General features: G+C 61.1%; 22 protein-coding genes. 13 read left to right on the top strand and 9 right to left on the bottom strand.

The genetic code is table 11. The features are described from left to right. The first annotated feature begins 155 nt into the window (after positions 1-155). The gene (locus tag E4P32_RS15190) at positions 156-1892 is read left to right on the top strand and encodes a methyl-accepting chemotaxis protein (protein ID WP_116434992.1); all 1737 of its coding nucleotides are present in this window, start codon (positions 156-158) and stop codon (positions 1890-1892) included. 74 nt (positions 1893-1966) lie between these two features. Here the strand turns inward: E4P32_RS15190 and E4P32_RS15185 are convergent, their stop codons facing one another. Together E4P32_RS15185 and ppk1 are read right to left on the bottom strand one after the other, a co-directional pair. Beyond that, complete coding sequence (locus tag E4P32_RS15185) at positions 1967-2425, bottom strand: histidine phosphatase family protein (protein ID WP_116434993.1); 459 nt, start codon at positions 2423-2425, stop codon at positions 1967-1969. Positions 2426-2471: 46 nt separating this feature from the next. Then, positions 2472-4580 carry a polyphosphate kinase 1 gene (ppk1, locus tag E4P32_RS15180; protein WP_116434994.1) on the bottom strand — a complete coding sequence of 703 codons (2109 nt, stop codon included), beginning with the start codon at positions 4578-4580 and terminating at the stop codon, positions 2472-2474. A 390-nt stretch (positions 4581-4970) separates the two neighbouring features. Here ppk1 and pstS point away from each other — a divergent pair, with 390 nt between their 5' ends. The 7 genes from pstS to phoR all read left to right on the top strand — a co-directional run bounded on the left by pstS (position 4971) and on the right by phoR (position 11979). Beyond that, complete coding sequence (gene pstS / locus E4P32_RS15175) at positions 4971-6020, top strand: phosphate ABC transporter substrate-binding protein PstS (RefSeq protein ID WP_116434995.1); 1050 nt, start codon at positions 4971-4973, stop codon at positions 6018-6020. A gap of 143 nt (positions 6021-6163) precedes the next feature. Beyond that, on the top strand, positions 6164-7183 hold the full coding sequence (gene pstC / locus E4P32_RS15170) for a phosphate ABC transporter permease subunit PstC (protein WP_116435327.1): 1020 nt from the start codon (positions 6164-6166) through the stop codon (positions 7181-7183). After that, the gene (gene pstA / locus E4P32_RS15165) at positions 7183-8097 is read left to right on the top strand and encodes a phosphate ABC transporter permease PstA (protein ID WP_116434996.1); all 915 of its coding nucleotides are present in this window, start codon (positions 7183-7185) and stop codon (positions 8095-8097) included. Before pstC ends, pstA begins: the two co-directional genes overlap by 1 nt. A gap of 42 nt (positions 8098-8139) precedes the next feature. Next, positions 8140-8925: a phosphate ABC transporter ATP-binding protein PstB gene (pstB, locus tag E4P32_RS15160; RefSeq protein WP_116434997.1), complete on the top strand. Its 786-nt coding sequence runs from the start codon at positions 8140-8142 to the stop codon at positions 8923-8925. 207 nt (positions 8926-9132) lie between these two features. After that, on the top strand, positions 9133-9843 hold the full coding sequence (gene phoU / locus E4P32_RS15155) for a phosphate signaling complex protein PhoU (protein WP_016835874.1): 711 nt from the start codon (positions 9133-9135) through the stop codon (positions 9841-9843). Between the two features lie 39 nt (positions 9844-9882). After that, positions 9883-10560 (top strand): response regulator, encoded by a 678-nt coding sequence (locus E4P32_RS15150; protein WP_116434998.1) that lies wholly within the window; start codon positions 9883-9885, stop codon positions 10558-10560. A gap of 99 nt (positions 10561-10659) precedes the next feature. Continuing rightward, positions 10660-11979 carry a phosphate regulon sensor histidine kinase PhoR gene (gene phoR, locus E4P32_RS15145; RefSeq protein WP_116434999.1) on the top strand — a complete coding sequence of 440 codons (1320 nt, stop codon included), beginning with the start codon at positions 10660-10662 and terminating at the stop codon, positions 11977-11979. A 99-nt stretch (positions 11980-12078) separates the two neighbouring features. Here the strand turns inward: phoR and E4P32_RS15140 are convergent, their stop codons facing one another. The 4 genes from E4P32_RS15140 to E4P32_RS15125 form a co-directional block, all read right to left on the bottom strand. Then, positions 12079-12867, bottom strand: a complete 789-nt coding sequence (locus tag E4P32_RS15140; RefSeq protein ID WP_135008750.1) for a DUF2846 domain-containing protein — start codon at positions 12865-12867, stop codon at positions 12079-12081. A gap of 127 nt (positions 12868-12994) precedes the next feature. Continuing rightward, the gene (locus E4P32_RS15135) at positions 12995-13882 is read right to left on the bottom strand and encodes an NAD(P)-dependent oxidoreductase (RefSeq protein WP_116435001.1); all 888 of its coding nucleotides are present in this window, start codon (positions 13880-13882) and stop codon (positions 12995-12997) included. An 81-nt stretch (positions 13883-13963) separates the two neighbouring features. Further along, the gene (locus E4P32_RS15130) at positions 13964-14782 is read right to left on the bottom strand and encodes a transporter substrate-binding domain-containing protein (RefSeq protein ID WP_116435002.1); all 819 of its coding nucleotides are present in this window, start codon (positions 14780-14782) and stop codon (positions 13964-13966) included. Between the two features lie 382 nt (positions 14783-15164). Next, positions 15165-16001 carry a helix-turn-helix transcriptional regulator gene (locus E4P32_RS15125; RefSeq protein WP_116435003.1) on the bottom strand — a complete coding sequence of 279 codons (837 nt, stop codon included), beginning with the start codon at positions 15999-16001 and terminating at the stop codon, positions 15165-15167. 147 nt (positions 16002-16148) lie between these two features. Between E4P32_RS15125 and E4P32_RS15120 the strand changes: the two genes are divergently transcribed. After that, positions 16149-17387: an MFS transporter gene (locus tag E4P32_RS15120; RefSeq protein ID WP_116435004.1), complete on the top strand. Its 1239-nt coding sequence runs from the start codon at positions 16149-16151 to the stop codon at positions 17385-17387. Positions 17388-17454: 67 nt separating this feature from the next. On the opposite strand, the gene E4P32_RS15115 is transcribed toward E4P32_RS15120, so the two are convergent. From E4P32_RS15115 to E4P32_RS15105, 3 genes are read right to left on the bottom strand one after another with little or no spacing between them, the layout of a single operon-like run. Then, positions 17455-18489: an alpha/beta hydrolase gene (locus E4P32_RS15115; RefSeq protein ID WP_116435005.1), complete on the bottom strand. Its 1035-nt coding sequence runs from the start codon at positions 18487-18489 to the stop codon at positions 17455-17457. Positions 18490-18535: 46 nt separating this feature from the next. Next, positions 18536-19060 (bottom strand): thioredoxin family protein, encoded by a 525-nt coding sequence (locus E4P32_RS15110; RefSeq protein WP_116435006.1) that lies wholly within the window; start codon positions 19058-19060, stop codon positions 18536-18538. Between the two features lie 11 nt (positions 19061-19071). Then, entirely contained in the window at positions 19072-19791 is a 720-nt protein-coding gene (locus tag E4P32_RS15105; RefSeq protein WP_116435007.1) for a cytochrome c biogenesis CcdA family protein, read from the bottom strand. Positions 19792-19986: 195 nt separating this feature from the next. Between E4P32_RS15105 and E4P32_RS15100 the strand changes: the two genes are divergently transcribed. The 4 genes from E4P32_RS15100 to E4P32_RS15090 are packed head-to-tail and all read left to right on the top strand — an operon-like array spanning position 19987 to position 22556. After that, entirely contained in the window at positions 19987-20358 is a 372-nt protein-coding gene (locus E4P32_RS15100) for a GFA family protein (protein WP_116435008.1), read from the top strand. After that, a complete protein-coding gene (locus tag E4P32_RS24130) occupies positions 20355-20495 on the top strand; it encodes a hypothetical protein (RefSeq protein WP_158559730.1) in 141 nt (46 codons plus the stop codon). The genes E4P32_RS15100 and E4P32_RS24130 overlap by 4 nt, the downstream gene beginning before the upstream one ends. 7 nt (positions 20496-20502) lie before the next feature. Next, positions 20503-21243 carry a response regulator gene (locus E4P32_RS15095; RefSeq protein WP_053195613.1) on the top strand — a complete coding sequence of 247 codons (741 nt, stop codon included), beginning with the start codon at positions 20503-20505 and terminating at the stop codon, positions 21241-21243. After that, the gene (locus tag E4P32_RS15090) at positions 21240-22556 is read left to right on the top strand and encodes an ATP-binding protein (RefSeq protein WP_116435009.1); all 1317 of its coding nucleotides are present in this window, start codon (positions 21240-21242) and stop codon (positions 22554-22556) included. The genes E4P32_RS15095 and E4P32_RS15090 overlap by 4 nt, the downstream gene beginning before the upstream one ends. Positions 22557-22623 lie beyond the last annotated feature (67 nt).

Below are 22623 nucleotides of genomic sequence, written 5' to 3'. Positions count from 1 at the left end.
AAATATTCAGGCAGGCATGAATCCTGCTGACGAGACAAGGCAGACCGTCACGCCGGTGACCCCGGTCCGATCTGCCGGCAACAGTAAGTAATCGAACTATCCGGCGGTTTGCATCTTCAGGGACGGCAGTTTTTTATCAGGGGAAGTTGAGCGTTATGATTTCAAATATCAAAATTGGTGCACGCCTTGCACTGGGATTTTGTCTGGTCTTGCTCTGCGCAGCGGCGATCCTGCTTAACGGCCTGTGGCGCATGACCGAGATGGAACGCAGCAGCGCCTACATCATCGACCAGAAGGTCGCCAGCATGACCGCGGCGATGAGCATGCGCGAATCCGGCAGCGCCCTGGCGCTGGCCTTGCGCAAGGTGGTTACGCCTACCGACGCCGCCGAAGGGCAACAGGAAAACCAGCGCCTCGCCAAGATCCTGCAAGCCTACGCAGGCTATGAAGGCCAGCTCACCAAACTGACTTCCACCGACAAGGGCAAGGCGCTGCTGACGGCGTCCGCCGCGGAACGCAAGGTGCTGTTCCCGATCGTCGAGAAGATTCGTGAAATGGTCGGCGGCGGCAATTATTTTGACGCAGCCCAACTCCTCAAGAGCGATTTCCTGCCGTCCTACGACAAGTGGATGGCCAGCGTGGCCGCACTCGCCGCGTATCAGCAGGAAGACATGTCGGCAGCGTATGTCGACTTCCAGACCAGCTACCACAACGGCCAGATCGGCATGATCGTGATTGGCCTGGTGACGCTGCTGCTGGGCGCCTTCTTCACCTGGTCGATTACCCGCACCATCACGGCGCCGCTGCTGCGCGCCGGCAAGATCACCGAGACCATCGCCAGCGGCGACCTGACCCAGACCGTGGAAGAGAAGAGCCACGACGAAGCCGGCCAGCTGGTGCATTCGCTCAATACGATGCAGACCAAGTTGGCGGCGACCGTCAATGAAATCAAGCAGAGTGCGGCCATCATCGCAGTGGCCTCGCAAGAGATCGCCACCGGCAATGCCGACCTGTCGAATCGCACAGAATCGCAAGCGTCCAGCCTGGAAGAAACCGCCAGCTCGATGGAGCAGCTGACTTCGACGGTCAAGCAGAATGCCGAGAATGCGCACCAGGCCAACCAGCTGGTGATGTCGGCTTCCGACTATGCGGTCAAGGGCGGCAAGGTGGTCGGCGACGTGGTGCAGACCATGGGCTCGATCAAGGAAAGCTCGCGCAAGATCGTCGACATCATCGGTGTCATCGACGGCATCGCCTTCCAGACCAACATCCTCGCGCTCAATGCCGCAGTTGAAGCGGCACGCGCCGGCGAGCAAGGCCGTGGTTTCGCAGTGGTGGCTTCCGAAGTTCGCAGCCTGGCGCAACGTTCCGCATCGGCCGCCAAGGAAATCAAGACCCTGATCGGCGACTCGGTCAGCAAGGTCGATGCCGGCGGCAAGCTGGTTGATGAAGCCGGCGTGACCATGAGCGAGATCGTGACCTCGGTCAAACACGTGGCCGACATCATGGGCGAGATCACTGCCGCCAGCAAAGAGCAGAGTGCCGGCATTGCCGAAGTCAATGGCGCCATCGCCCAGATCGACGAAATCACCCAGCAGAATGCGGCGCTGGTCGAGCAGGCTGCGGCCGCGGCCGAGAGTCTGCAGGAACAGGCTGATCTGCTGGCGCGCGCGGTCGGCGTATTCAAGATCGACAACACCGCCTTTGCTGCTCAGGCAGTGAATACGCCATCGATGCTGAAGACCGTCAATCCGCCGTTGGAATTGGCGGCTGAAGCAGCCCATGCGGCTCCTCCGGCGATCAGGCCGGCGGCAGCGCGCAAGACCACCCTGGCGCCGACGCCGAAGCGTCCTGCCGTGCCGCAGGACGAAGGCAGCTGGGAGGAGTTTTGATCGGCGCTGATCGCTTCTGACCTGAACGATCTGGTCTGCTCATGGAAAAAGGCTGCTCATCGAGCAGCCTTTTTTTATTTGGTGATCAGATCCGGCGCCATCACCGCACGCAAATAATTGGTGGTGATGTCGCCGCGCTCGCGCTGCGCGATCCACCACACATTGGCCTTGCGGATAGACCATTCCTGTTGCTGGCCGCTGATCAGTTGCGCGGCGACCAGGCCCAGTGTCGGCTGGTGGCCGATGATCAGCACCGGTTCGCGGCTGTCGGGCCAGTTGGCGGCGGCCAGCAGGTCCTGCGGACTCTTGTCGGGCGCGAGGTCGGGATGGATCTTGAACTTGCGGCCGAGCGCTTCGGCAGTCTGCAAGGTGCGCGTGGCCGGGCTGACCAGGATGCGGCAGCTTTCCGGCAGGTTGCGGTCGAGCCAGTCGGCGACCTTCCAGGCCTGCTTGTGTCCCTTGCCGGTGAGGGCGCGGCCCTCGTCGGGTTCGCCGAGTTCCGCTTCGGCATGACGCCATAAGATCAGTTCCATGGGGATTCGCCTCCGGGTGATGGACTGGAAAACAAACTTGGTCGCGTCATTCCTCGCCTGGCGCGGCAATGCCGAGCGTGTGCATCAGGTAAGCCTGGGCGCTGAATGCAGCCTGGCGCGTGCGCGCCTTCTTCTGCACATACGCACCGTCGCAATTCAGGTGCCAGGCGTTGGTGTTGTCCTTCAGGTAGGGATCGAGACCTTCGGTGATGATGCGTTTCTTGAGCGTCTTGTCCAGGATAGGGAAGGCCACTTCGATGCGGCGGAACAGGTTGCGGTTCATCCAGTCGGCGCTCGACAGATAAACATCATGCGCCAGGTCGTTGCGGAAATAATAGATGCGCGAGTGTTCCAGATAACGGCCGATTACCGAACGCACGCGGATGTTTTCCGACAGGCCTGCGACGCCCGGACGCAGCGCGCAGGCGCCGCGCACGATCAGGTCGATCTTGACGCCGTCGGCCGACGCGGCATACAAGGCGCGGATGACCGACTCGTCCAGCAGCGCGTTCATCTTGGCGATGATGCGCGCCGGCCGGCCTTCGCGTGCGATCTGCGCTTCGTTGCGGATGGCGCGGATGATTTCCTTTTGCAGCGAAAACGGCGCCAGCCACAAGTGATTGAGGGTGCGCGGCTTGGTCAGCGTGGTCAGGTGGATGAACACTTCGTTGACCTCGGCGGTCAATTCGCGGTGTGAGGTCAGCAGGCCGAAATCGGTATAGAACTTGGTGGTAGTCGGGTGATAGTTGCCGGTGCCAAGGTGGGCGTAGAAGTGCAGGGCGTTGTCTTCGCGGCGGATCACCAGCGCAATCTTGGCATGGGTCTTGAGGCCGACCACGCCGTAGACTACTTGCGCGCCGGCCTGTTCCAGCTTGACCGCCCAGTTGATGTTGGCTTCTTCGTCGAAGCGCGCCATCAGTTCCACGATGACGGTGACTTCCTTGCCGCGCTGAGCGGCGTGGATCAGCGCCTCCATCAGGTCGGAGTTCATGCCGGTGCGGTAAATCGTTTGCTTGATCGCCATCACGTTGGGGTCTTGCGCCGCCGTGCGGATGAAATCCACCACCGGCTGGAACGACTGGAACGGATGATGCAGCAGCACGTCGCGTTTCTTCAGCACAGAAAAAATATTCTCATTCTGCAAATGCGGCGGCAGCGTCTGCGCAAACGGCGGGAAGCGCAGCGCCGGCTCCGACACCAGGTCGACCAGTTCCGACAACCGCACCAGGTTCACCGGACCCTTGACGGCGTACAGGCGGTTGCGTTCGATCGAGAACTGTTCGAGCAGGAATTGCGCAAGGTGTTCGGGGCAGTTGCTGGCGACTTCGAGACGCACGCCGACGCCGAACTGGCGGCTCTGCAATTCGGTCTGCAAGGCCTGGCGCAGGTTCTTGACTTCTTCTTCGTCGACCCACAGGTCGCTGTTGCGGGTGACGCGGAACTGCGAATAAGCGGTGATTTCGCGTCCGGTAAACAATTCGGCAATATGCGCATGGATGACGGAGGACAATAGGCAGAACGACACGCCTTTCTTGTCCGACAGTTCGTCCGGCAGGCGGATCACGCGCGGCAGCACGCGCGGCGCCTTGACGATGGCGATCGCCGTGCCGCGGCCGAAGGCGTCCTTGCCGGACAGTTCGATGATGAAGTTCAGACTCTTGTTCAACACCTGCGGGAACGGATGGGCCGGATCGAGACCGATCGGCGTCAGCAGCGGCCGCACGTTGTGTTCGAAGTACTGCTTGACCCAGGCGCGCTGCGCCTCGTTGCGGTCTTCGTGACGCAGCAGGTGGATGCCCTTGTGCGCCAGCTGCGGCAGGATGTCCTTGTTCAGCAATTCATACTGGCGCGCCACGATCTGGTGGCATTCGATGCTGGTGCGTTCGAGCGCCGCGCTCAGTTCGGGCGGGTCGATATGTTCGCCTTCGATGCGGTTGGCCAGCAGGCTGGCGATGCGCACCTCAAAGAATTCATCGAGGTTGCTGCTGCAGATGCACAAATAGCGCAGACGCTCGAGCAGAGGAATCTGCTTGTTCTCGGCTTGCGCCAGCACCCGGCGATTGAATGCCAGTTGGGACAATTCGCGGTTGAGGTAAATGGCGGTCGGATTGATCTCCGTGTGAGCGTTATCGTCCGGTTTTACTTTTCTGGTCATGCGCCGATCCCATTGGTTTCCATAGCAATTTTTCGCAGTGTAGGGGGGCTGTATGACAAGTTAATGACAAGCCCGGAGGGCTATGTCACAAATGCCGTGTCCCATGTGTACCTACGTTTCCGCCTGGAAATTGTCTCCTGAGCCCCTGATTCTAACCCCGTCTGCGTAGTGCTTTCCTTGTTGTCGATCAAGCAATGCCTTCTTTTCCTTTCATGACAGGGGCGGGTCATAAACTCGTCACATTTGCTGGTTAAAGTTCACCCCGTCCCAGGAACGCATTTCATCGGTTCCGCAGGTTTCTTCGTGAAGGTCGTCAGGCAGTACAGGTAAGACGGCAATTCATTAAATGGGTTCTTCGACAAACTATCTCGTCAAACAAAGGAGCAAGACATGGGGTTCAATCACATTCTTAAATCTGTTGCGGTAGCAGTGTGCGGTACGGTCGCGTTTTCCGCCGCAGTGCACGCAGCAGAAATCACCGGCGCCGGCGCATCGTTCCCGTATCCGATCTACGCCAAATGGGCGGAATCGTACAAGGCCGCTACCGGCAACAGCCTGAACTACCAATCCATCGGTTCCGGCGGCGGCATCAAGCAAATCAAGGCCAAGACTGTTGACTTCGGCGCATCCGATGCTCCGCTGTCGCAAGCTGAACTGGACGCTGACGGCCTGACGCAATTCCCGGCAGTCGTCGGCGGCGTGGTCCCGGTCATCAACCTCGACGGCACCACCCCAGGCCAGGTCAAGCTGTCCGGCCAAGTGCTGGGCGACATCTACTCGGGCAAGATCACCAAGTGGAATGCTCCTGAAATCGCAGCCCTGAACGCAGGCGTCAAGTTGCCGGCCGAAGACATCACCGTGGTCTACCGTTCCGACGGTTCGGGTACATCGTTCGTGTTCACCAGCTACCTGTCGAAGGCCAACGCAGACTTCAAGTCGAAGATCGGCGCAGGCACAGCAGTGAAGTGGCCGGTCGGCGTGGGCGGCAAGGGTAACGAAGGCGTCGCCGCCAACGTGCAAAAGGTCAAGGGCGCAATCGGCTACGTCGAATACGCTTACGTGAAGAAGAACAAGCTGAACTACACCCAGCTGAAGAACAAGGACGGCACCTTCGTGTCGCCTGACGACGCGACATTCAAGGCGGCGACTGCTGCTGCCGACTGGGCCAAGACTCCTGGCTTCGCCGTTGACTTCACCGATGCAGCCGGCAAGAACAGCTGGCCTATCAGCAGCGCAACTTTCATCCTGTTGCACAAGGCACAAGCTGCCGACGGCGCCAAGGGCAAGGAAGTCCTGAAGTTCTTCGACTGGGCTTACAAGAACGGCGGTACAGCTGCAGCCGATCTGGACTACGTGCCGCTGCCGGCCGCAGTCGTCAAGCTGGTTGAAGATTCCTGGAAAGCCAATGTCAAGGACAGCTCCGGCAAGGCAGTCTGGTAATCACGGATCGAAAGATTCAGTCAGTCAGAACTTGTTTTCGGTAGTGCATTGAATGATGTATAGCGGATTGCGGCGGCGTTCACCATCGCTGCAATCCGCACCAAATGGTGAAAATAATGAGCTCAAACATCTCTGCCACGACCATGTCGAACACCGATTTAGGCAAGCCTCCCGCAGATAGTGGCGCCATGCAACAAGCTCAGCACGCGCACGCCGCGCTGTTGGCGACCATGCGCAAGCAGCGCATTCAGGATTTCCTCTTTCATAAAGTCACGCTGATCTTCGCCTTGTCGGTACTGGTGATGCTCGGCGGGATTATTGTTTCCCTCTTCATCGGCGCCTGGCCGGCCTTCCATGAATTCGGCCCCGGCTTCATCACGCGCGTCGAGTGGGACCCGGTCAATGACCAATACGGCGCTGCGATCGCCATCGTCGGCACGCTGACGACGTCGCTGATCGCGCTGCTGATCGCGTTCCCGGTCAGCTTCGGCATCGCCCTGTTCCTCACGGAAATCTGCCCGAGCCGCCTGCGTCGTCCGCTCGGCACGGCAGTCGAACTGCTGGCCGGTGTGCCCAGCATCATCTACGGCATGTGGGGTTTGTTCGTGTTTGCGCCGCTGTTCGCCGAATACGTGCAGCCGGCCCTGAAAGCCACCCTCGGCCAACTTCCTGTAATCGGCGCCTTGTTCCAGGGACCGACCATGGGTATCGGCATTTTGACCGCCGGCCTGATCCTGTCGGTCATGATCATCCCGTTCATCGCCTCGGTGATGCGCGACGTGTTTGAAGTGGTGCCGGCCGTGCTGAAGGAATCCGCTTACGGCCTCGGCTGTACGCGTTGGGAAGTGGTGCGCAAGGTGGTGCTGCCGTACACCAAGACCGGTGTGGTCGGCGGCGTCATGCTGGGCCTCGGCCGGGCGCTTGGCGAAACCATGGCGGTCACCTTCGTGATCGGCAATTCGCACCGCCTCTCGTGGTCGCTGTTCGCCGCCGGCAACAGCATCGCTTCCACACTCGCCAATGAAATCGCCGAAGCATCGTCGACGTTGCACGTATCGTCGCTGTTCGCACTCGGTCTGATCCTGTTCGTGATCACCTTCATCGTGCTGGCGGTGGCGAAGGTCATGTTGATGGGTATGACACGCAAGGAAGGCGCAAAATAATGAACCAACAAGTCACTCCGCAAGCCGGCTCGAACAAAGCCGACACTGCCATTCCACTGAACTCGCCCTTGAACCCGGTGTATCGCCGCCGTCTGCTGCAGCATCGCATCGGCATGCTGTTCTCGTTCCTGGCGATGGCCGCCGGCCTGATCGTGCTGGCCTGGATCCTGCTGACGCTGTTGATCAAGGGCTTCGGCGCACTCAACATCGGCATGCTCACGCAAAACACCCCTTCGCCGGGCGGCGACGGCGGCGGTCTGCTCAACCCTATCGTCGGCAGCCTGATGATGGTCGGTCTCGGTACGCTGATCAGCACGCCGATCGGCATCCTGGCCGGCATCTACCTGGCTGAATACGGCGAGGAGAGCAAGCTGGCCCAGACCACACGCTTCGTCACCGACATCATGCTGTCGGCGCCGTCGATCGTCATCGGTCTGTTCGTCTACGCGATCTATGTCGCCAACGTCGGCCACTTCTCCGGCTGGGCCGGCACCTTCGCGATCTCGCTGATTGCGATCCCGGTGGTGGTGCGTACGACCGACAACATGTTGAAGCTGGTGCCGAGCAGCCTGCGCGAAGCAGCTTTCTCGCTCGGCGCGCCGCGCTGGAAAGTGGCGATGATGATCCGCCTGCGTGCCGTCAAGGCCGGCGTCGTGACCGGCGTGCTGCTGGCGGTGGCGCGTATCTCGGGTGAAACGGCGCCGCTGCTGTTCACCGCGCTCAACAACCAGTTCTTCAGCACCAACATGAACAGTCCGATCGCCAACCTGCCGGTGGTGATCAATCAGTTCGCCATGAGTCCTTACGACAACTGGGTGGCGCTTGCATGGGGCGGCGCCTTGCTGATCACCGTCAGCGTGCTCGCACTGAATATCCTGTCCCGCACCATGTTCAGCCAACGCGTCCCTGGTTAATTGATACCGGACAACCGATAAGCGAATCGACAAGTGAATACTATGACTACGCAAACATCCGCAACAGCAGACAAGAAATCGACCATTGAAATTTCGCAGCTGAATTTCTACTATGGCGGCTTCCAGGGCCTCAAGAACATCAACCTGAACATCTTCGAAGGCAAGGTCACCGCCTTCATCGGCCCGTCGGGCTGCGGCAAGTCGACCCTGCTGCGCACCTTCAACCGCATGTATGACCTGTACCCGGGTCAACGCGCCGAAGGAAAGATCATGTACGCCGGCAACAATATCCTCGAACCAGGCCAGGATCTGAACATGCTGCGCGCCAAGGTCGGCATGGTGTTCCAGAAGCCGACGCCGTTCCCGATGTCGGTCTACGACAACATCGCCTTCGGTATCCGCCTGTACGAAAACCTGCCGAAGGGCGAGATGGACGAGCGCGTCGAATGGGCGCTCAACAAAGCCGCGCTGTGGGGTGAAGTCAAGGACAAACTGAACAAGAGCGGTCTGTCCCTGTCGGGCGGTCAGCAACAACGTCTGTGCATCGCCCGCGGCGTCGCGGTCAAGCCGGAAGTGCTGCTGCTGGATGAGCCGACCTCGGCGCTGGATCCGATCTCGACCGCCAAGGTGGAAGAGCTGATCGGCGAACTGAAGAAGGACTACACCATCGCCATCGTCACGCACAACATGCAGCAAGCGGCGCGCTGCTCGGATTACACCGCCTACATGTACCTGGGCGAGTTGATGGAATTTGGCGAGACCGACCAGATTTTCATGAATCCGGCACGCAAAGAAACCCAAGATTACATCACAGGCCGTTTTGGCTAATTGAATCATTGTCTCGGCTACTGCGCGACGCGATTTTGCGTCTGCGATGCTCACCGTACCTCCGTACGGCTGCGCTTCTCGACGCAAACTCACGCCGCTCGCTACGCCGATACAACGATCCAAGGTTAGTCGAATAGGTTCTTCTGCCGCACCTCTTGAGGCCGGTTGGTTGTTAATAAATATTTATACATTTTCTAAGGACGTCACATGACAGGCGATCACTCTTCCAAGCAATACGATGCCGATCTGGAAACCATTCGTTCCAAAGTGCTGGCCATGGGCGGCATGGTGGAACGTCAGTTCCAGGATGCGATTTCGGCTTTCCGTAACGGCAATCTTGAGCTGGCCGCACGCGTGATGAAGGACGACGAGTCAGTCAATCGTCTGGAAGTCGAACTGGACGATGCCTGCAGCCACCTGATCGTGCGTCGCCAGCCGACCGCCAACGATCTGCGCACCGTGATGGCGACCATCAAGATCATCACCGACCTGGAACGCGTCGGCGACGAAGCCACCAAGATCGCCCGCAATGCGATCCACCTGCACAAGCGCGGCGTCGGTCCGATCAATCACTATGAGACCGTGCGTGTCATCGCTGAAGAAGCTTCCGAGATGCTGCGCAGCGCACTCGATTCCTTCGCCCGTCTCGATACCGAACAAGCGACTGCGCTGATCGCACAGGACGCCAGCATTGACCACGGCTTCCGTTCGATCACGCGCAGCCTGGCGACCTTCATGATGGAAGATCCGCGCACCATCTCGGCCTCGATCGACACGTTGTGGGTGGCCAAGGCCATCGAGCGCATCGGCGACCACGCCAAGAACATCGGCGAATACGTGATCTACGTTGTCGGCGGCAAGGATATTCGTCATACCGATTTCGGTTCGGCGCAGATTTCCGTGACCGAAGAAGATTGAACCGGCGTTTTCCTTGAACCCTTCAGATAGCGCAACTCCATGACTACCATCCTGATCGTTGAAGACGAGCCTTCGATTGCCGAGCTGATTGCCTTCACGCTCAAGGAGGCGGGATGGTCGAGTTTCGTGGTGTCCAATACGGCCGCGGCCTGGGAATTCGTCCAGCGCCGCGCGCCGCAACTGGTGCTGCTGGACTGGATGCTGCCTGACCGCAGCGGCCTGCACTTGCTGTCGCGCATCCGCGGCGACCGCCAGTTGCAGCAACTGTCGGTGATCATGCTGACCGCCAAGAGCATGGAAGAGGACAAGATCGCCGGCCTCGACAATGGCGCCGACGACTACATCACCAAGCCGTTTTCGCCGCGCGAACTGACCGCGCGCATCAAGGCGCTGCTGCGCCGCAAGAGCCCGGAGTTCGCCCAGGAAGAAATGACGGTCGGTCCGGTGACGCTCGATCCGGCCAGCTGCTCGGTGGCGCTCGGCGGCGACAAGATCGACATCGGCCACGCCGAATACAAGCTGCTGAAATTCTTCATGGCGCATCCGGATCGCGTGTTTTCACGCAGCCAGTTGCTGGACCGCGTCTGGGGCGACCATGTCGTCATTGAAGAGCGCACTGTCGACGTCCACGTCCTGCGCCTGCGGAAGGCTTTGCGCGACGCCGAGCACCTGATCAAGACGGTGCGTAGCGTCGGCTACATGCTGTCGGCAAAATAACAAGAACAGCAGGAGCGGGGCGCTGTCGGCAGATGCCGTGAACCCCGAAACACCTCTATACTGGACGCCTGTTCCAGTCCTGAAACTAACGAGCATCACATGAGTCCACAACTGCTGTTCTGGGTTCCGGCAGCCTTGCGCTTCCTGATCTGCCTGATTGGCGTCTGCGTCGTCTGGTTTTTCTTCGGCGCTACCGCCGGATTGATCGTCGCGCTGGCCGGCATGGGCGCGCTGGCGTTCACCCAATTGCATTATCTGTTCCGCCTCGGCAGCTGGCTCGACAATCCCAGCCATGCCAAGTTGCCGGATGGATGGGGCGCCTGGACCGACATCTTTGCGCGCCTGTACCGCATGCGCCGTGACGACGAAAAGAACCAGATCGAGCTGGCCGAATGGCTGGCGCGTTTCCGCCAGGCCATGAGCCTGCTGCCGGATGGCGTGGTGATCATGGATGATGTGCTGTTCCTCGAGTGGTGCAATCCGGCGGCGCAGCAGCACCTGGGTTTGCAGCTCGAGCGCGACAAGGGCATGCGCGTCACCAACCTGATCCGCAACCCCGCCTTCATCGATTACATCATCCTCGGCCGCTATGAGCAGCCGCTGATCCTGAGCGTGCAGGAGCGCAAGCTGATCGTGCAGATCATCCCGTTCGAGAACCGCCGCCAGATCCTGGTCACGCACGACGCCACCGAATCGGAGCGCATCGACATGATGCGGCGCGACTTCATCGCCAATGCTTCGCATGAATTGCGCACGCCGCTGACGGTGATCAATGGTTTCCTCGAAATTGCGCTGGCGCAACCTAACCTCGACACCGACGTGCGCACTTCGCATCTCAAACTCATGACCGAACAGGGCCAGCGCATGCAGAACCTGATCGGCGACATGCTCACGCTGACGCGGCTGGAGTCGGTTGACTATCCGTTGCGCTCAGAGCGCGTGCAGGTACGACCACTGCTGGAAGGCATTCTGGAAGAAGCCAAGGCCTTGTCGGCCGGCAAGCATCAGATCACGCTGGAGTCCGACGGCCCCGATCTGCAAGGCAACGTCGACGAACTGCGCAGCGCCTTCAGCAACCTGGTCTCCAACGCCGTACGCTATACGCCGAAAGACGGCGCCATCAAGCTGTACTGGGAACGCAAGCCGGGCGGCGGTGCGCAATTCGTGGTCAGGGACAACGGCATCGGCATCAGCCAGGAACACATCTCGCGTCTGACCGAGCGATTCTATCGCGTCGACAAGAGCCGTTCGCGCGAGACGCAAGGCACCGGCCTGGGTCTGGCCATCGTGCGCCACGTACTGCTGCGCCATCGCGCCACCCTCGGCGTGGAGTCGGTGCCGGACAAGGGCAGCACCTTCACGGTGGGTTTTCCGGCGAACGTGTTGATTGAGGAGTTTGTGCCGGTGGAGAGCAACTGAGTTCAGCTGAGCTCGACCGAGTTCAGCTGAATTGCCGTCACCGATGGTGCGGAAGGAAGAGTCGAAGGTCGCCTGATTGAGGGCGACCTCCGGAGAAATTCAGCAAGTAGCCGAGTCGGTGCAGTTTGTCGGCATTGGTTGCACAACTGGTTGCGAGACTGATTGAGTCACCGGTTGTGTCATTGGTTGCTGCATAGGCTGCTGCATCTGTTGCGGCGCTGGTTGGGAAGCTCGCTGCGGCGCTTGCCTCGGCTCGGGTTTGACGGTCCTTCCGGTATAACTCAGCTTGCGCAGTTCCGGCTCGCCGACGGATTCATCCATCAGGGTGAAGGCGATGCTGCCTGGCATGATGCCCATCAAAGCGATGACCAGTTCGGTACGCACGTATTTTGTTTCGCCAGGGTAAAGATCAAAAGTAAGCGTGCTGGTGACCGAGGTGGAAGTCCGTGCCTGGTAAGGACCGGCCGGACGGTCGACAAAGAAGAAGCCGCGCGCCCGCGACCTGCCGACGACCTGGTTGTTGAGCAGTATTTCCGGTTGAACGGGAGAGCCGAAGAAAGCCGATGAGCGCAGGAAATAGATGCGGCCATAACCAGGCTTGAGCGCCGGCATGGCGACTTCCAGGTCAGCAGGTTTTGGACCGTAGGCGCAACCGGCCAGCACGGCGGCCAGCATCAATAAGGCCAGCAACGGGCGTATCATTTTCATCACAGCTTTTCTTTCTTGTCGTCGCTTGATTGTATGGGGCGTCGTGTGCCCCATCCCCGGATCTGCCCGTTTTACCCCCATTTTGGTCTTGCCAACGGACAGGGTGTAAATATTAGCAAACAAAACCGGCGGGCCGTCGTTTTCCCGGACAAATTCACCCCGCACATGCGCCGAAACCACAGGCAGCCGTCAAATAGGCCTACCTGCGCTGTTCCCCGGAGCAATTGCATCGCATCAAGCCGAAACAAGGCACGCCGCCGGCGTCCGGATATCGATACCTGATACCGAATACCGGCGGCGTAGCCGCCTACTTCTTCAACGCCAGGCGTTCTTTGTGCGCCTGCACCATCGCCCCCAGCATCTGCTCGCCGAAACCTTCCTTTGCGCTCTGCTGCAAGGTCGCGGCAACATGCGGGCCGATCATGGATGGATTGGTGAACTGCGCCGTCATGTTGTTGTAATAGCTCAGATCCTTGCCCGCGTTGGCGATGCTGAACTTCATGCCGTCCGAGCGGCCTTCGAGGATGCCGCCGGCGATCATCTGGAAGATGCCGCTGTTGGCGCCGCCCTTGCTGATGACGTCGAAGAACTTGCGCTGATCGACGCCGACGGCGTCACACATCGCCAGCGCTTCGGTCGCCAGCGTGGCAGTGCCGATGGCGATGAAGTTATTGAGCAGCTTGAGCTTTTGCGCGCTGGTGGTGCCGCCGATATGGAAGATGTTTTCGCAGAAGGCTTCGAGGATGGGCTTGACCTTGGCGAAGGTGGCGTCGTCGGCGCCGACCATGGTGTTGAGGCGGCCCTGCATGGCTTCGACCGGGGTGCGCGCCAGCGGCGCATCAACGAAGCTGACGCCCTTGGTCGCCAGTTGTTCGGCGATGCGTGCGCTCGACATCGGCTCGCTGGTGGAACAGTCGATCAGGATCTGGCCGCTGCGGCAGTTTTCCAGAATGCCGCCGGCGCGGAAGATCAGGTCTTCCACCTGCGGCGAGCCGGTGACGCACAGGATGATGGCGTCGACGTTGGCCACCAGGTCTTGCAGGCTGGCGGCTTCGCGTGCGCCTTCGGCGACCAGTTCTTCCACCGGCTTGCGATTGCGGTTGCCCATCACGGTGACGTTGAAACCCTTGACGACGAGGTTGTGCGCCATGCCCTGGCCCATCATGCCGACGCCTATGAATCCGATATTTTTCATGACTGGTGAAATGCTTTCTCTAAAGTGGAAAAAGCCGACGCAACCGGAGGCTGCGCCGACGTGAAGCGATCTATGATTCGATTATTTCGGCATGTATTGCGAAAGGTCGGCGAGCGGTGCACCGGCGGCGGCTTCATAGGATTTAGCCAGATTGCCGTTCTTCATATTGGTGACAACCCAGTTGTTGATCCAGGCCAGCAGCGCCGTGTCTTCCTTGCGTACGCCGATGCCGTGCGGGACCACCTTGACTGCAAATTTGGTTTCAATATTGCGGCCCGGATTCTTGCGTGCCGTTGTCGTCACCAATTCCTTGGCGGTGCCGATGGCGTCGACCTGGCCCGACAGCAGCGCGGCGGCATTGGTCGAATCGTCGTCATAACGCACCAGCGTCGTACCCTTGGGGACCAGCGGCGTCAGCAGCGTGTCTTGGAGGTTGCCGCGCACCACACCGACGCGTTTGCCGACCAGGTCGGCCAGGCTCTTGATCTGCATCGAATGTTCGGCGCCGACCACCGATTCCGACGCGCTATAGGGCACGCTGAAATTGATCACCTTGGCGCGCTCCGGCGTGATGCTGAACGACGCAATCACGATGTCGGCCTTGTTGGTCAGCAGGAAAGGCACGCGGTTGGGGCCGGTGACCTGGATGATTTCCATCTCGACGCCGAGGTCCTTGGCCAGCATCTTGGCGGCGCTGACGTCGGAGCCGTAAGGTTGCAGCTTGTCGTCGGTCATGCCGAACGGCGGCGAGCCGAGATCAATGGCGATGACGATTTTCTTGCGCTGGCGGATGTCATTGAGCGTGTCGGCGCTGACCGACTGGGCCAGGCAGACCAGGCCGAGGACGGCTGCGGCGGCGTATTTCATGTTGGATTTGATGCTGGATTTGAAGGTGTTCATGCAATCTCCTGGAGTAAGAATTATTGTTGTTTCACTGCTTGTGTTGCTTGTAAAGCACTACTGAAAAACGAATTCAATTCGGAATTGCGGTCACAGGAAATTACGGGCGCAAGAGGGCCTTCGCGACGGACGCAATGCGTCGCCGGCGTGGAAGTCGTTCTCGCGTGAAAAATCCTGTGTTGTCTCCGCCTGAAGCGTGACGTCCCGAAGCTGCTGCCCCGGGTGCGTCCGCCGGCTTTTATGGTTCTTGATTCTGTTGCCGGTTCTCTTTGAATACGAGCTACCGGTTGGAAGGCGACACTACGCCCGGCCCCCGGCACTGTCCAATGAAACTAATTCATCGCGTGATAACCGATCGTGATGAAGCGTGTTTTGCGCGGCATCATCCGGTTTCTTTGGCGCGTTGCAACATGCTGTCGGCGGCGACGTTCCGGCGCGCCAGCCCACCGTACTGGCTCGGGGTCTTGCCGAGCACGCTGCGGAACATGCTGGTGAAGGCGCTGGCGCTTTTGTAACCGAGCCGCTCGGCGATGCGTTCGACTGCTTCGCCTTGCGACAGCCGCAGCAGCGCGTCGGTGATGTGGACCTGCTGCACCCAGTGACGGAAATGCAAGCCGGTTTCTTTCGGGAACAGGCGGATCAGCGTGCGCGGGCTGGCGCCGGCGAATTCGGCCCAGTGCTCCAGCGAGTTGGCGTTGCCGGGATCGGCGAGGATGGCTTCGCACACGGCGACCACGCGCCGGTCGGCCGGCCAGGGAATCACCACCGGGATGGCGGCGGCGCCGTCGATTTCCGACAGGATCAGTTGCGCCAGGTGGCCGCCGCGGGCGCGTGTGTCGTAATCGGATTCTTCCTGCAGCAGCGCCAGGATCAGTTCGCGCAGCAGTGCGCTGACTTCCAGCAGGCGGCACTCGACGCCGATCAGCTCCGATTCGTGCGGACGGATGTAGAGCGTGCGCAGGCGCACCGCGCTGAGCATGCGGATTTCATGCGCCAGGCTGCACGGCACCCACAGCGCGCGCTGCGGCGGGATCACCCAAAGGCCGTGCGCGGTGCGCACCTGCATGACGCCTTCGGCTGCGTACAGCAACTGGCCGCGCGGATGCGAGTGCGTGGCGAGCAACTGGTCGTGATCGAAATCGCGGCTGAAGGCGACTACCGCATGCGGCAAGTGCTGCAGCTGTGCGGCCTTGGGGCTGGAGTGGACTGTGTGGACCATGGCAGGAAAAAGAGGGGGGAGGGGCGCGAGTGAGGTCAAAAAGGGTTTTGTCACTTAATCGACGGAAAATGTCATTCCGGTTTTTAAGTGTCAATATACCATTCACTCATCGTTCCATCATTCCTTGCCACCTCACCTTTCATTGCCATGACCGTCCAGACATCCTCTCCCGCCGTGTTGTCCGATGCGCCCGCTGCAAGCGCACCGGCGGCCACACTACAAGGCAGTTCACCCTTGGTGCTGCGCATCGTGCTCGCGGTCGGCTTCGCCCATCTGATCAACGACCTGATCCAGGCGCTGTTGCCGTCCATCTATCCGATGCTCAAGCAAAACTACGGACTGACTTTCACCCAGGTCGGCCTGATCACGCTGACCTTTCAGGTCACGGCCTCGCTGATACAGCCGTGGATCGGCATGTATACCGACAAGCATCCCAAGCCATTGCTGCTGCCGTGCGGCGCGCTGTTCACGCTGCTGGGCATCGTCCTGCTGTCGATGGCCGGCAGCTTCGGCTGGTTCCTGCTGGCGGCGGGGATGATCGGCGTCGGCTCGTCGACCTTCCACCCGGAAGCCTCGCGTATCGCGCGCATGGCGTCGGGCGGTCGCTTCGGCTTTGCGCAGTCGACGTTCCAGGTCGGCGGCAATGCCGGCTCGGCGCTCGGACCGCTGCTGGCGGCGGCGATCGTGGTGCCGTTCGGTCAACCCAACATCGCGTGGTTCTGCATCTTCGCAGTGGTGGCGATCGTGGTGCTGTCGCGCGTAAGCAATTGGTATCGCCATCATCTGGCTACCGGTGCAAAGAAAGCGCGCGCGGCGGCGCATCATCACCTGTCGCCGGCTGCCATCAAGAAGGCTTTGCTGGTGCTGGCGTTGCTGGTGTTTTCCAAATACTTTTACATGGCGAGTTTCACCAGCTATTTCACCTTCTATCTGATCGACCGGTTCCATCTGGCCGTCGGTGATTCGCAGATCCTGCTGTTCCTGTTCCTCGGCGCGGTGGCGGCCGGCACCTTCTTCGGCGGACCGATCGGCGACCGCATCGGGCGCAAGCGCGTGATCTGGTTTTCCATCCTCGGCGCAGCGCCGTTCGCCTTGCTGCTGCCGCACGCCAACCTGTTCTGGACCGGTGTGCTGTGCGTGTGCGTCGGCTTCATCCTGGCGTCGGCGTTCTCGGCCATCGTGGTGTATGCGCAGGAGCTGGTGCCGGGCAAGGTGGGTTTGATTTCGGGTGTGTTCTTCGGACTGATGTTCGGTTTCGGCGGCATCGGTGCGGCGCTGCTTGGACATCTGGCCGACCTGTACGGCATCGCTTACGTCTACCTGCTGTGTTCGCTGCTGCCGCTGGCGGGCGTATTGACGGTGTTCCTGCCGGACCTGAACGAATAAGCCAGGCGCGCAATGACAAAAACGCCATCCGTTTGCGCGGATGGCGTTTTTTTTCGGCTCAAGGAATTTACAGCTTGGTCACCGCCAGCACGGCATTGGCGAATTCCTGCGGCGCTTCCTGCGGCAGGTTGTGGCCGATGCCGCCGCTGAGGTTGCGGTGCTCATACTTGCCCGCAAACTTGTTGCGGTACGCAGCCGGCGGCAGGAACGGCGCGCCGTTGGCGTCGCCTTCCATCGTGATGGTCGGGATGCCAATCACCGGCAGGTCGGCCAGACGGCGTTCCAGCGCGTCGTACTTGCGCTCGCCGTCGGCCAGGCCGAGGCGCCAGCGGTAGTTGTGAACGACGATGGCGACATAGTCCGGATTATCGAACGAGGCGGCGCTGCGGTTGAAGGTGGCGGCGTCGAAATTCCATTTCGGCGAGGCTGTCTTCCAGATCAGTTCGGCGAACTCGCGACGGTACTGCGTGTAGCCGGTCACGCCGCGTTCGGTGGTGAGGTAGAACTGATACCACCAGTCGAACTCGGCTTTGGGCGGCAGCGGTTTTTTTGCGGTCGCGAGGTTGGTCATCAGATAGCCGCTCACCGACACCAGCGCCTGGCAACGTTCCGGCCACAGCGCCGCCATGATGCAGGCGGTGCGCGCACCCCAGTCGAAACCGGCGATGACCGCCGATGGAATATGCAGGGCATCCATCAGCGCGATGATGTCCTGCGCCACCGCCGATTGCTGCGCATTGCGCAACGCGTCTGCCGACAGGAAGCGGGTGCTGCCGTGGCCGCGCAGGTGCGGAACGATCACGCGATGGCCGGCGGCGGCCAGCAGCGGTGCGACCTCGACGAAGCTGTGGATGTCGTACGGCCAGCCGTGCAGCAGGATGACCGGCTTGCCGTTGGCTGGGCCGAGTTCGGCGTAACCGATGTTGAGTACACCGGCATCGATCTGCCTGATCGAGGTGAAGCCGGCTGCGGATGCCGATGAGGATCCGGCGGCGACAGTTTGGGCGTTGGCGAGTGCACTGAAGCTCAGTTGCGCGGTGGCGACGGTGGCTGCTGCTGCGCCGAAGAAACGGCGGCGGCGTTGATCGATCTGGTCGGACATTTTTTCTCCTTGGTCTGAGTACGATGGTTGAACTGCGTTTGGGTTGTTACTGCGGTTGCGCCAGCAGGTTCTTGATGGCGGCTTCGGTCTGCGCGTACTGGCCTTCGCCGAAATGCGTGTAGACCACCTGGCCCTTCTTGTCGATCAGGTAAAAGGCGGGCCAGTACTGGTTGTTGTAGGCGCTCCAGGTGGCGTAGCGGTTGTCTTGCGCGACCGGGTAGGTGATGCCGAAGCGCTTGATGGCGGTCTTGACGTTGTCGGTGCTGCGCTCGAACGGATACTCCGGCGTGTGCACGCCGACCACCACCAGGCCCTGGTCCTTGTACTTCTGGTGCCAGGCTTTCACGTAGGGCAGGGTGTTGATGCAGTTGATGCAGGTGTAGGTCCAGAAGTCGACCAGCACTACCTTGCCGCGCAGTTGCTGCATGGTCAGCGGTTCGCTGTTGAGCCATTTGTCGACGCCGGTGAATTCAGGCGCGGCAACGCTCTTGCTGAGTGCGCCGGCGGAAGCGGCAGAGGTTGCGGCGGCGAGCACGGTCAGGGCGGCGAAAGTCTTGAGTCGGGAAAGCATGGTGAATCCTTTCAGTTGGCAGAGGAAAACAGGGAGGACAAGGCGGCGGTAATCAGCACGTCGTATTGCAGGTAGATCGCCAGCGCAGTCAGCATCACCAGCACGCCGAACAGCTGTTGCAGGCGCTGGGTGTGGCGCGACACCATGCGGACATGGCGGCTGATGTACTGGCCGCCGTACAGAATCGCCAGCATCGGAATGGCGGCCCCGATGGCGTACATCAGCAACAGCAGGGCCGACCAGCCGAGGTCTTGCGCCTTCACCACCAGCACCAGGATCGAAGCCAGAACGGGACCGGCGCAGGGCGTCCAGACCGCGCCCAGCGACATGCCGAGGACGAAGCCGCCGGTGTTGCCGGCATGGACCTTGGGTACGCCTGGCGTGGCGTGCATGCGTTGCAGCGGCGCCTGCAAATGCGCCACCAGCCATTCATAGGGACGCGGCCACAGGCGCAGCAGGCCGGACAGCGCGAGCAGTGCGATGGCGGTATTGCGCAAGGCTTCCTGCGCCACGTGCACGGTGCTGGACACCGCGCCCAGCAACATGGCGAAGGCCGAGAAGCTCAGGATGAAGCCGGCGATGATGAATAGCGGGCGGGTACGGTCGGGAGACTTGCCCGGCTCCGTGACTGCGCTGCCGAGCAAGATCGGCAGCACCGGCAGCACGCATGGCGAGGCGATGGTCAGCAGGCCGGCCAGCAGGGCAAAGGGCGTTTCGATGAAGTTGTGCATGGTGGCATTCCAATGTTGGTTGCGATGACCGTATTGGAACGCCCGCACGTATCTGGCTTGTGTCTGCAACAGCACACGGGTGCAATGTTTTGTGTATGTACACGCGCCAGATACATTGGGACACAAATCAACCCGGGGCTTGTTTTCGCATTGATTTATAAAGTGGTCATTGCCAACCACCTGAAGGAGAAAACAATGACCGTCGAACTCTACAAAGGCTCTTGCCACTGCGGCGCCGTCCGTTTTGAAGTCCGCACCGCGCTGACGCCGGCCGGGCGCTGCAACTGCAGCCTGTGCCGCCGCAAGGGCGCACTGATGACGCCGATGATCGACGCTGCCGATGTCAGGATCGTCAGCGGCGAAGAGTCGCTGACGCTGTACCAGTTCAATACCCGCACCGCGAAGCATTATTTCTGCAAGCACTGCGGTATCTATCCGTTCCACCAGACCCGCAGGGATCCCAACTTCTGGCGCGCCAACATCGGCTGCCTGGAAGGCGTCGATCCGTACGCGCTGGAAGCCGGTGTGGGCGACGGCGCCAGCTTGTCGGTGGTGGAGGACGCGTGACCGGCCTGAAACGTTTTCTGGCGATCTTCGCGTTCCTGGCCGGCGGGTTTGCGGCTGAGCTGGCCAAGCCGGTGTATTGCTCGCTGCTCAATGTGGCCAGTACGCCGGCGAGCCGGCGCAAACGCGCTAAGGTATGATCGCCGCATGGAAAACCAAGACCACATCCTGATCGTTGACGACGACCGCGGCATCCGCGAACTGCTGGCCGCCTACCTTGAGAAAAACGGCATGCGCGTGTCGCTGGCCGCCAACGGGCGCCAGATGCGCGCGGTGCTGGAGCAGGGCGCGCCGGACCTGATCGTGCTCGACCTGATGCTGCCCGGCGAAGACGGCCTGGTGCTGTGCCGCGAATTGCGCGTCGGCAAATTCAAGGCCGTGCCGGTGCTGATGCTGACCGCGCGCAGCGAAGAAACCGACCGCATCGTCGGCCTCGAAATGGGCGCCGACGACTATCTCACCAAGCCCTTCGCGGTGCGCGAACTGATGGCGCGCATCCGTTCGGTGCTGCGCCGCGCGCGCATGTTGCCGCCCAACATGCAGGTCACGGAAGCGGTGCAGATGCTGGGCTTCGGCGACTGGCGGCTGGACACCACGGCGCGTCACCTGCTGGATCAGGACGGCACCATGGTGGCGCTGAGCGGCGCCGAGTACCGACTGCTGCGCGTGTTCCTCGACCATCCGCAACGGGTGCTCACGCGCGACCAGCTGCTCAACCTGACGCAAGGACGCGCATCGGATCCGTTCGACCGTTCCATCGACCTGCTGGTGAGCCGCCTGCGCCAGCGCCTGCTGGACGGCGCGCGCGAGCCGCGCTACATCAAGACGCTGCGCAATGAAGGCTATGTCTTCTCCGCGACCGTCACATTGATCGAAGGCGAGCAATGAAATTCTCCCTACTGCGCTGGCCGCGCACGCTGTTTGCCCGGCTGGCGCTGATCCTCTGCGTCGGCCTGGTGCTGGCGCAGACGCTGTCGTTCTGGCTGACGCTGACCGAACGCGACCAGGCCACTACCAACGTCATGATGGGTTACATCGAACGCGAAGCGGCCAGTTCCGTCGCGCTGCTCGATCACCTGCCGCCGGCCGAGCGCGCGCAATGGCTGCCGCGCCTGGCGCGCCGCAGTTATGAATTCATCCTCGGTCCCGGCATCACCGGCACGCCGCCGGACGCGCGCCTGTCGAAGATGGTGGCGAAGTCGATTGCCGACGGCATCGGCACCGAATACGCGTTGACCGTCAACGCCGTGCCCGGCGACAAGGAGCGCATGCAAGTGCATCTGAAGTTGACTGACGGTACGCCGCTGACCATCGACATGCGACCGATGTCGGGCGTGCCGCTGTCGCCGTGGCTGCCGCTGGTGCTGGCCCTGCAACTGATCGTGCTGGCGGCGTGCTGCTGGCTGGCGGTGCGGCTGGCGACGCGGCCGCTGCATGCATTGGCCGCTGCCGCCGACACGCTCGGCCCCGATCTCAAGGCGGCGCGCTTGCCGGAAGACGGCCCGTCGGAAGTTGCCCGCGCGGCCAAGGCCTTCAACGCCATGCAGGACCGTATCGCCACCTACATGACCGAGCGCATGCAAATCCTGGCGGCGATTTCGCACGACTTGCAGACGCCGATCACGCGCATGCGCCTGCGTGTCGACGTGATGGATGAAGGACCGCAACACGCCAAGCTGCAACAGGATCTGCAAGAGATGGAAACGCTGGTCAAGGAAGGCGTCGCCTATGCACGCACCTTGCATGGCGCAGCGGAAGCGCCGATCCGCATCGATCCCGACGCGCTGCTCGACAGTCTGGTGTGCGACTACGTCGACGCCGGCAAGGAAGTCTCCTTGCACGGCGCCGTCGGCGCGGCGCTGGTGACGCGACCGCAGGCCCTCAAGCGCATCCTCGGTAACCTGGTCGACAACGCGCTCAAGTTCGGCGGCGCGGCGGAACTGGAAGTCAGCGCGCAAGCTGATGGGGCGGTGACCATCGCCGTGCTCGATCGCGGTCCCGGCATCCCGGCCGAATCACTGGACGCAGTGTTCGAACCCTTCGTGCGCTTGGAAACTTCGCGCAACCGTAACACCGGCGGCACCGGGCTGGGACTGGCGATCGCGCGTCAGCTGACGCTGGCGATGGATGCGAAGCTGTCATTGCATAACCGCACCGGCGGGGGATTGGAAGCACGCCTGACGTTGCGGCCGCAGCGCTGATCCTTTCCATTTTTCGGTTCAAAAAAAAGCCTGCCGTAATCTACATGCGGCAGGCCTTTTCATTTGC

It is taken from the genome of Herbaspirillum sp. 3R11 (assembly GCF_004563925.1).
Classification (GTDB): Bacteria; Pseudomonadota; Gammaproteobacteria; order Burkholderiales; family Burkholderiaceae_D; genus Herbaspirillum.
This window is presented reverse-complemented; position numbering and strand designations above follow the sequence as displayed.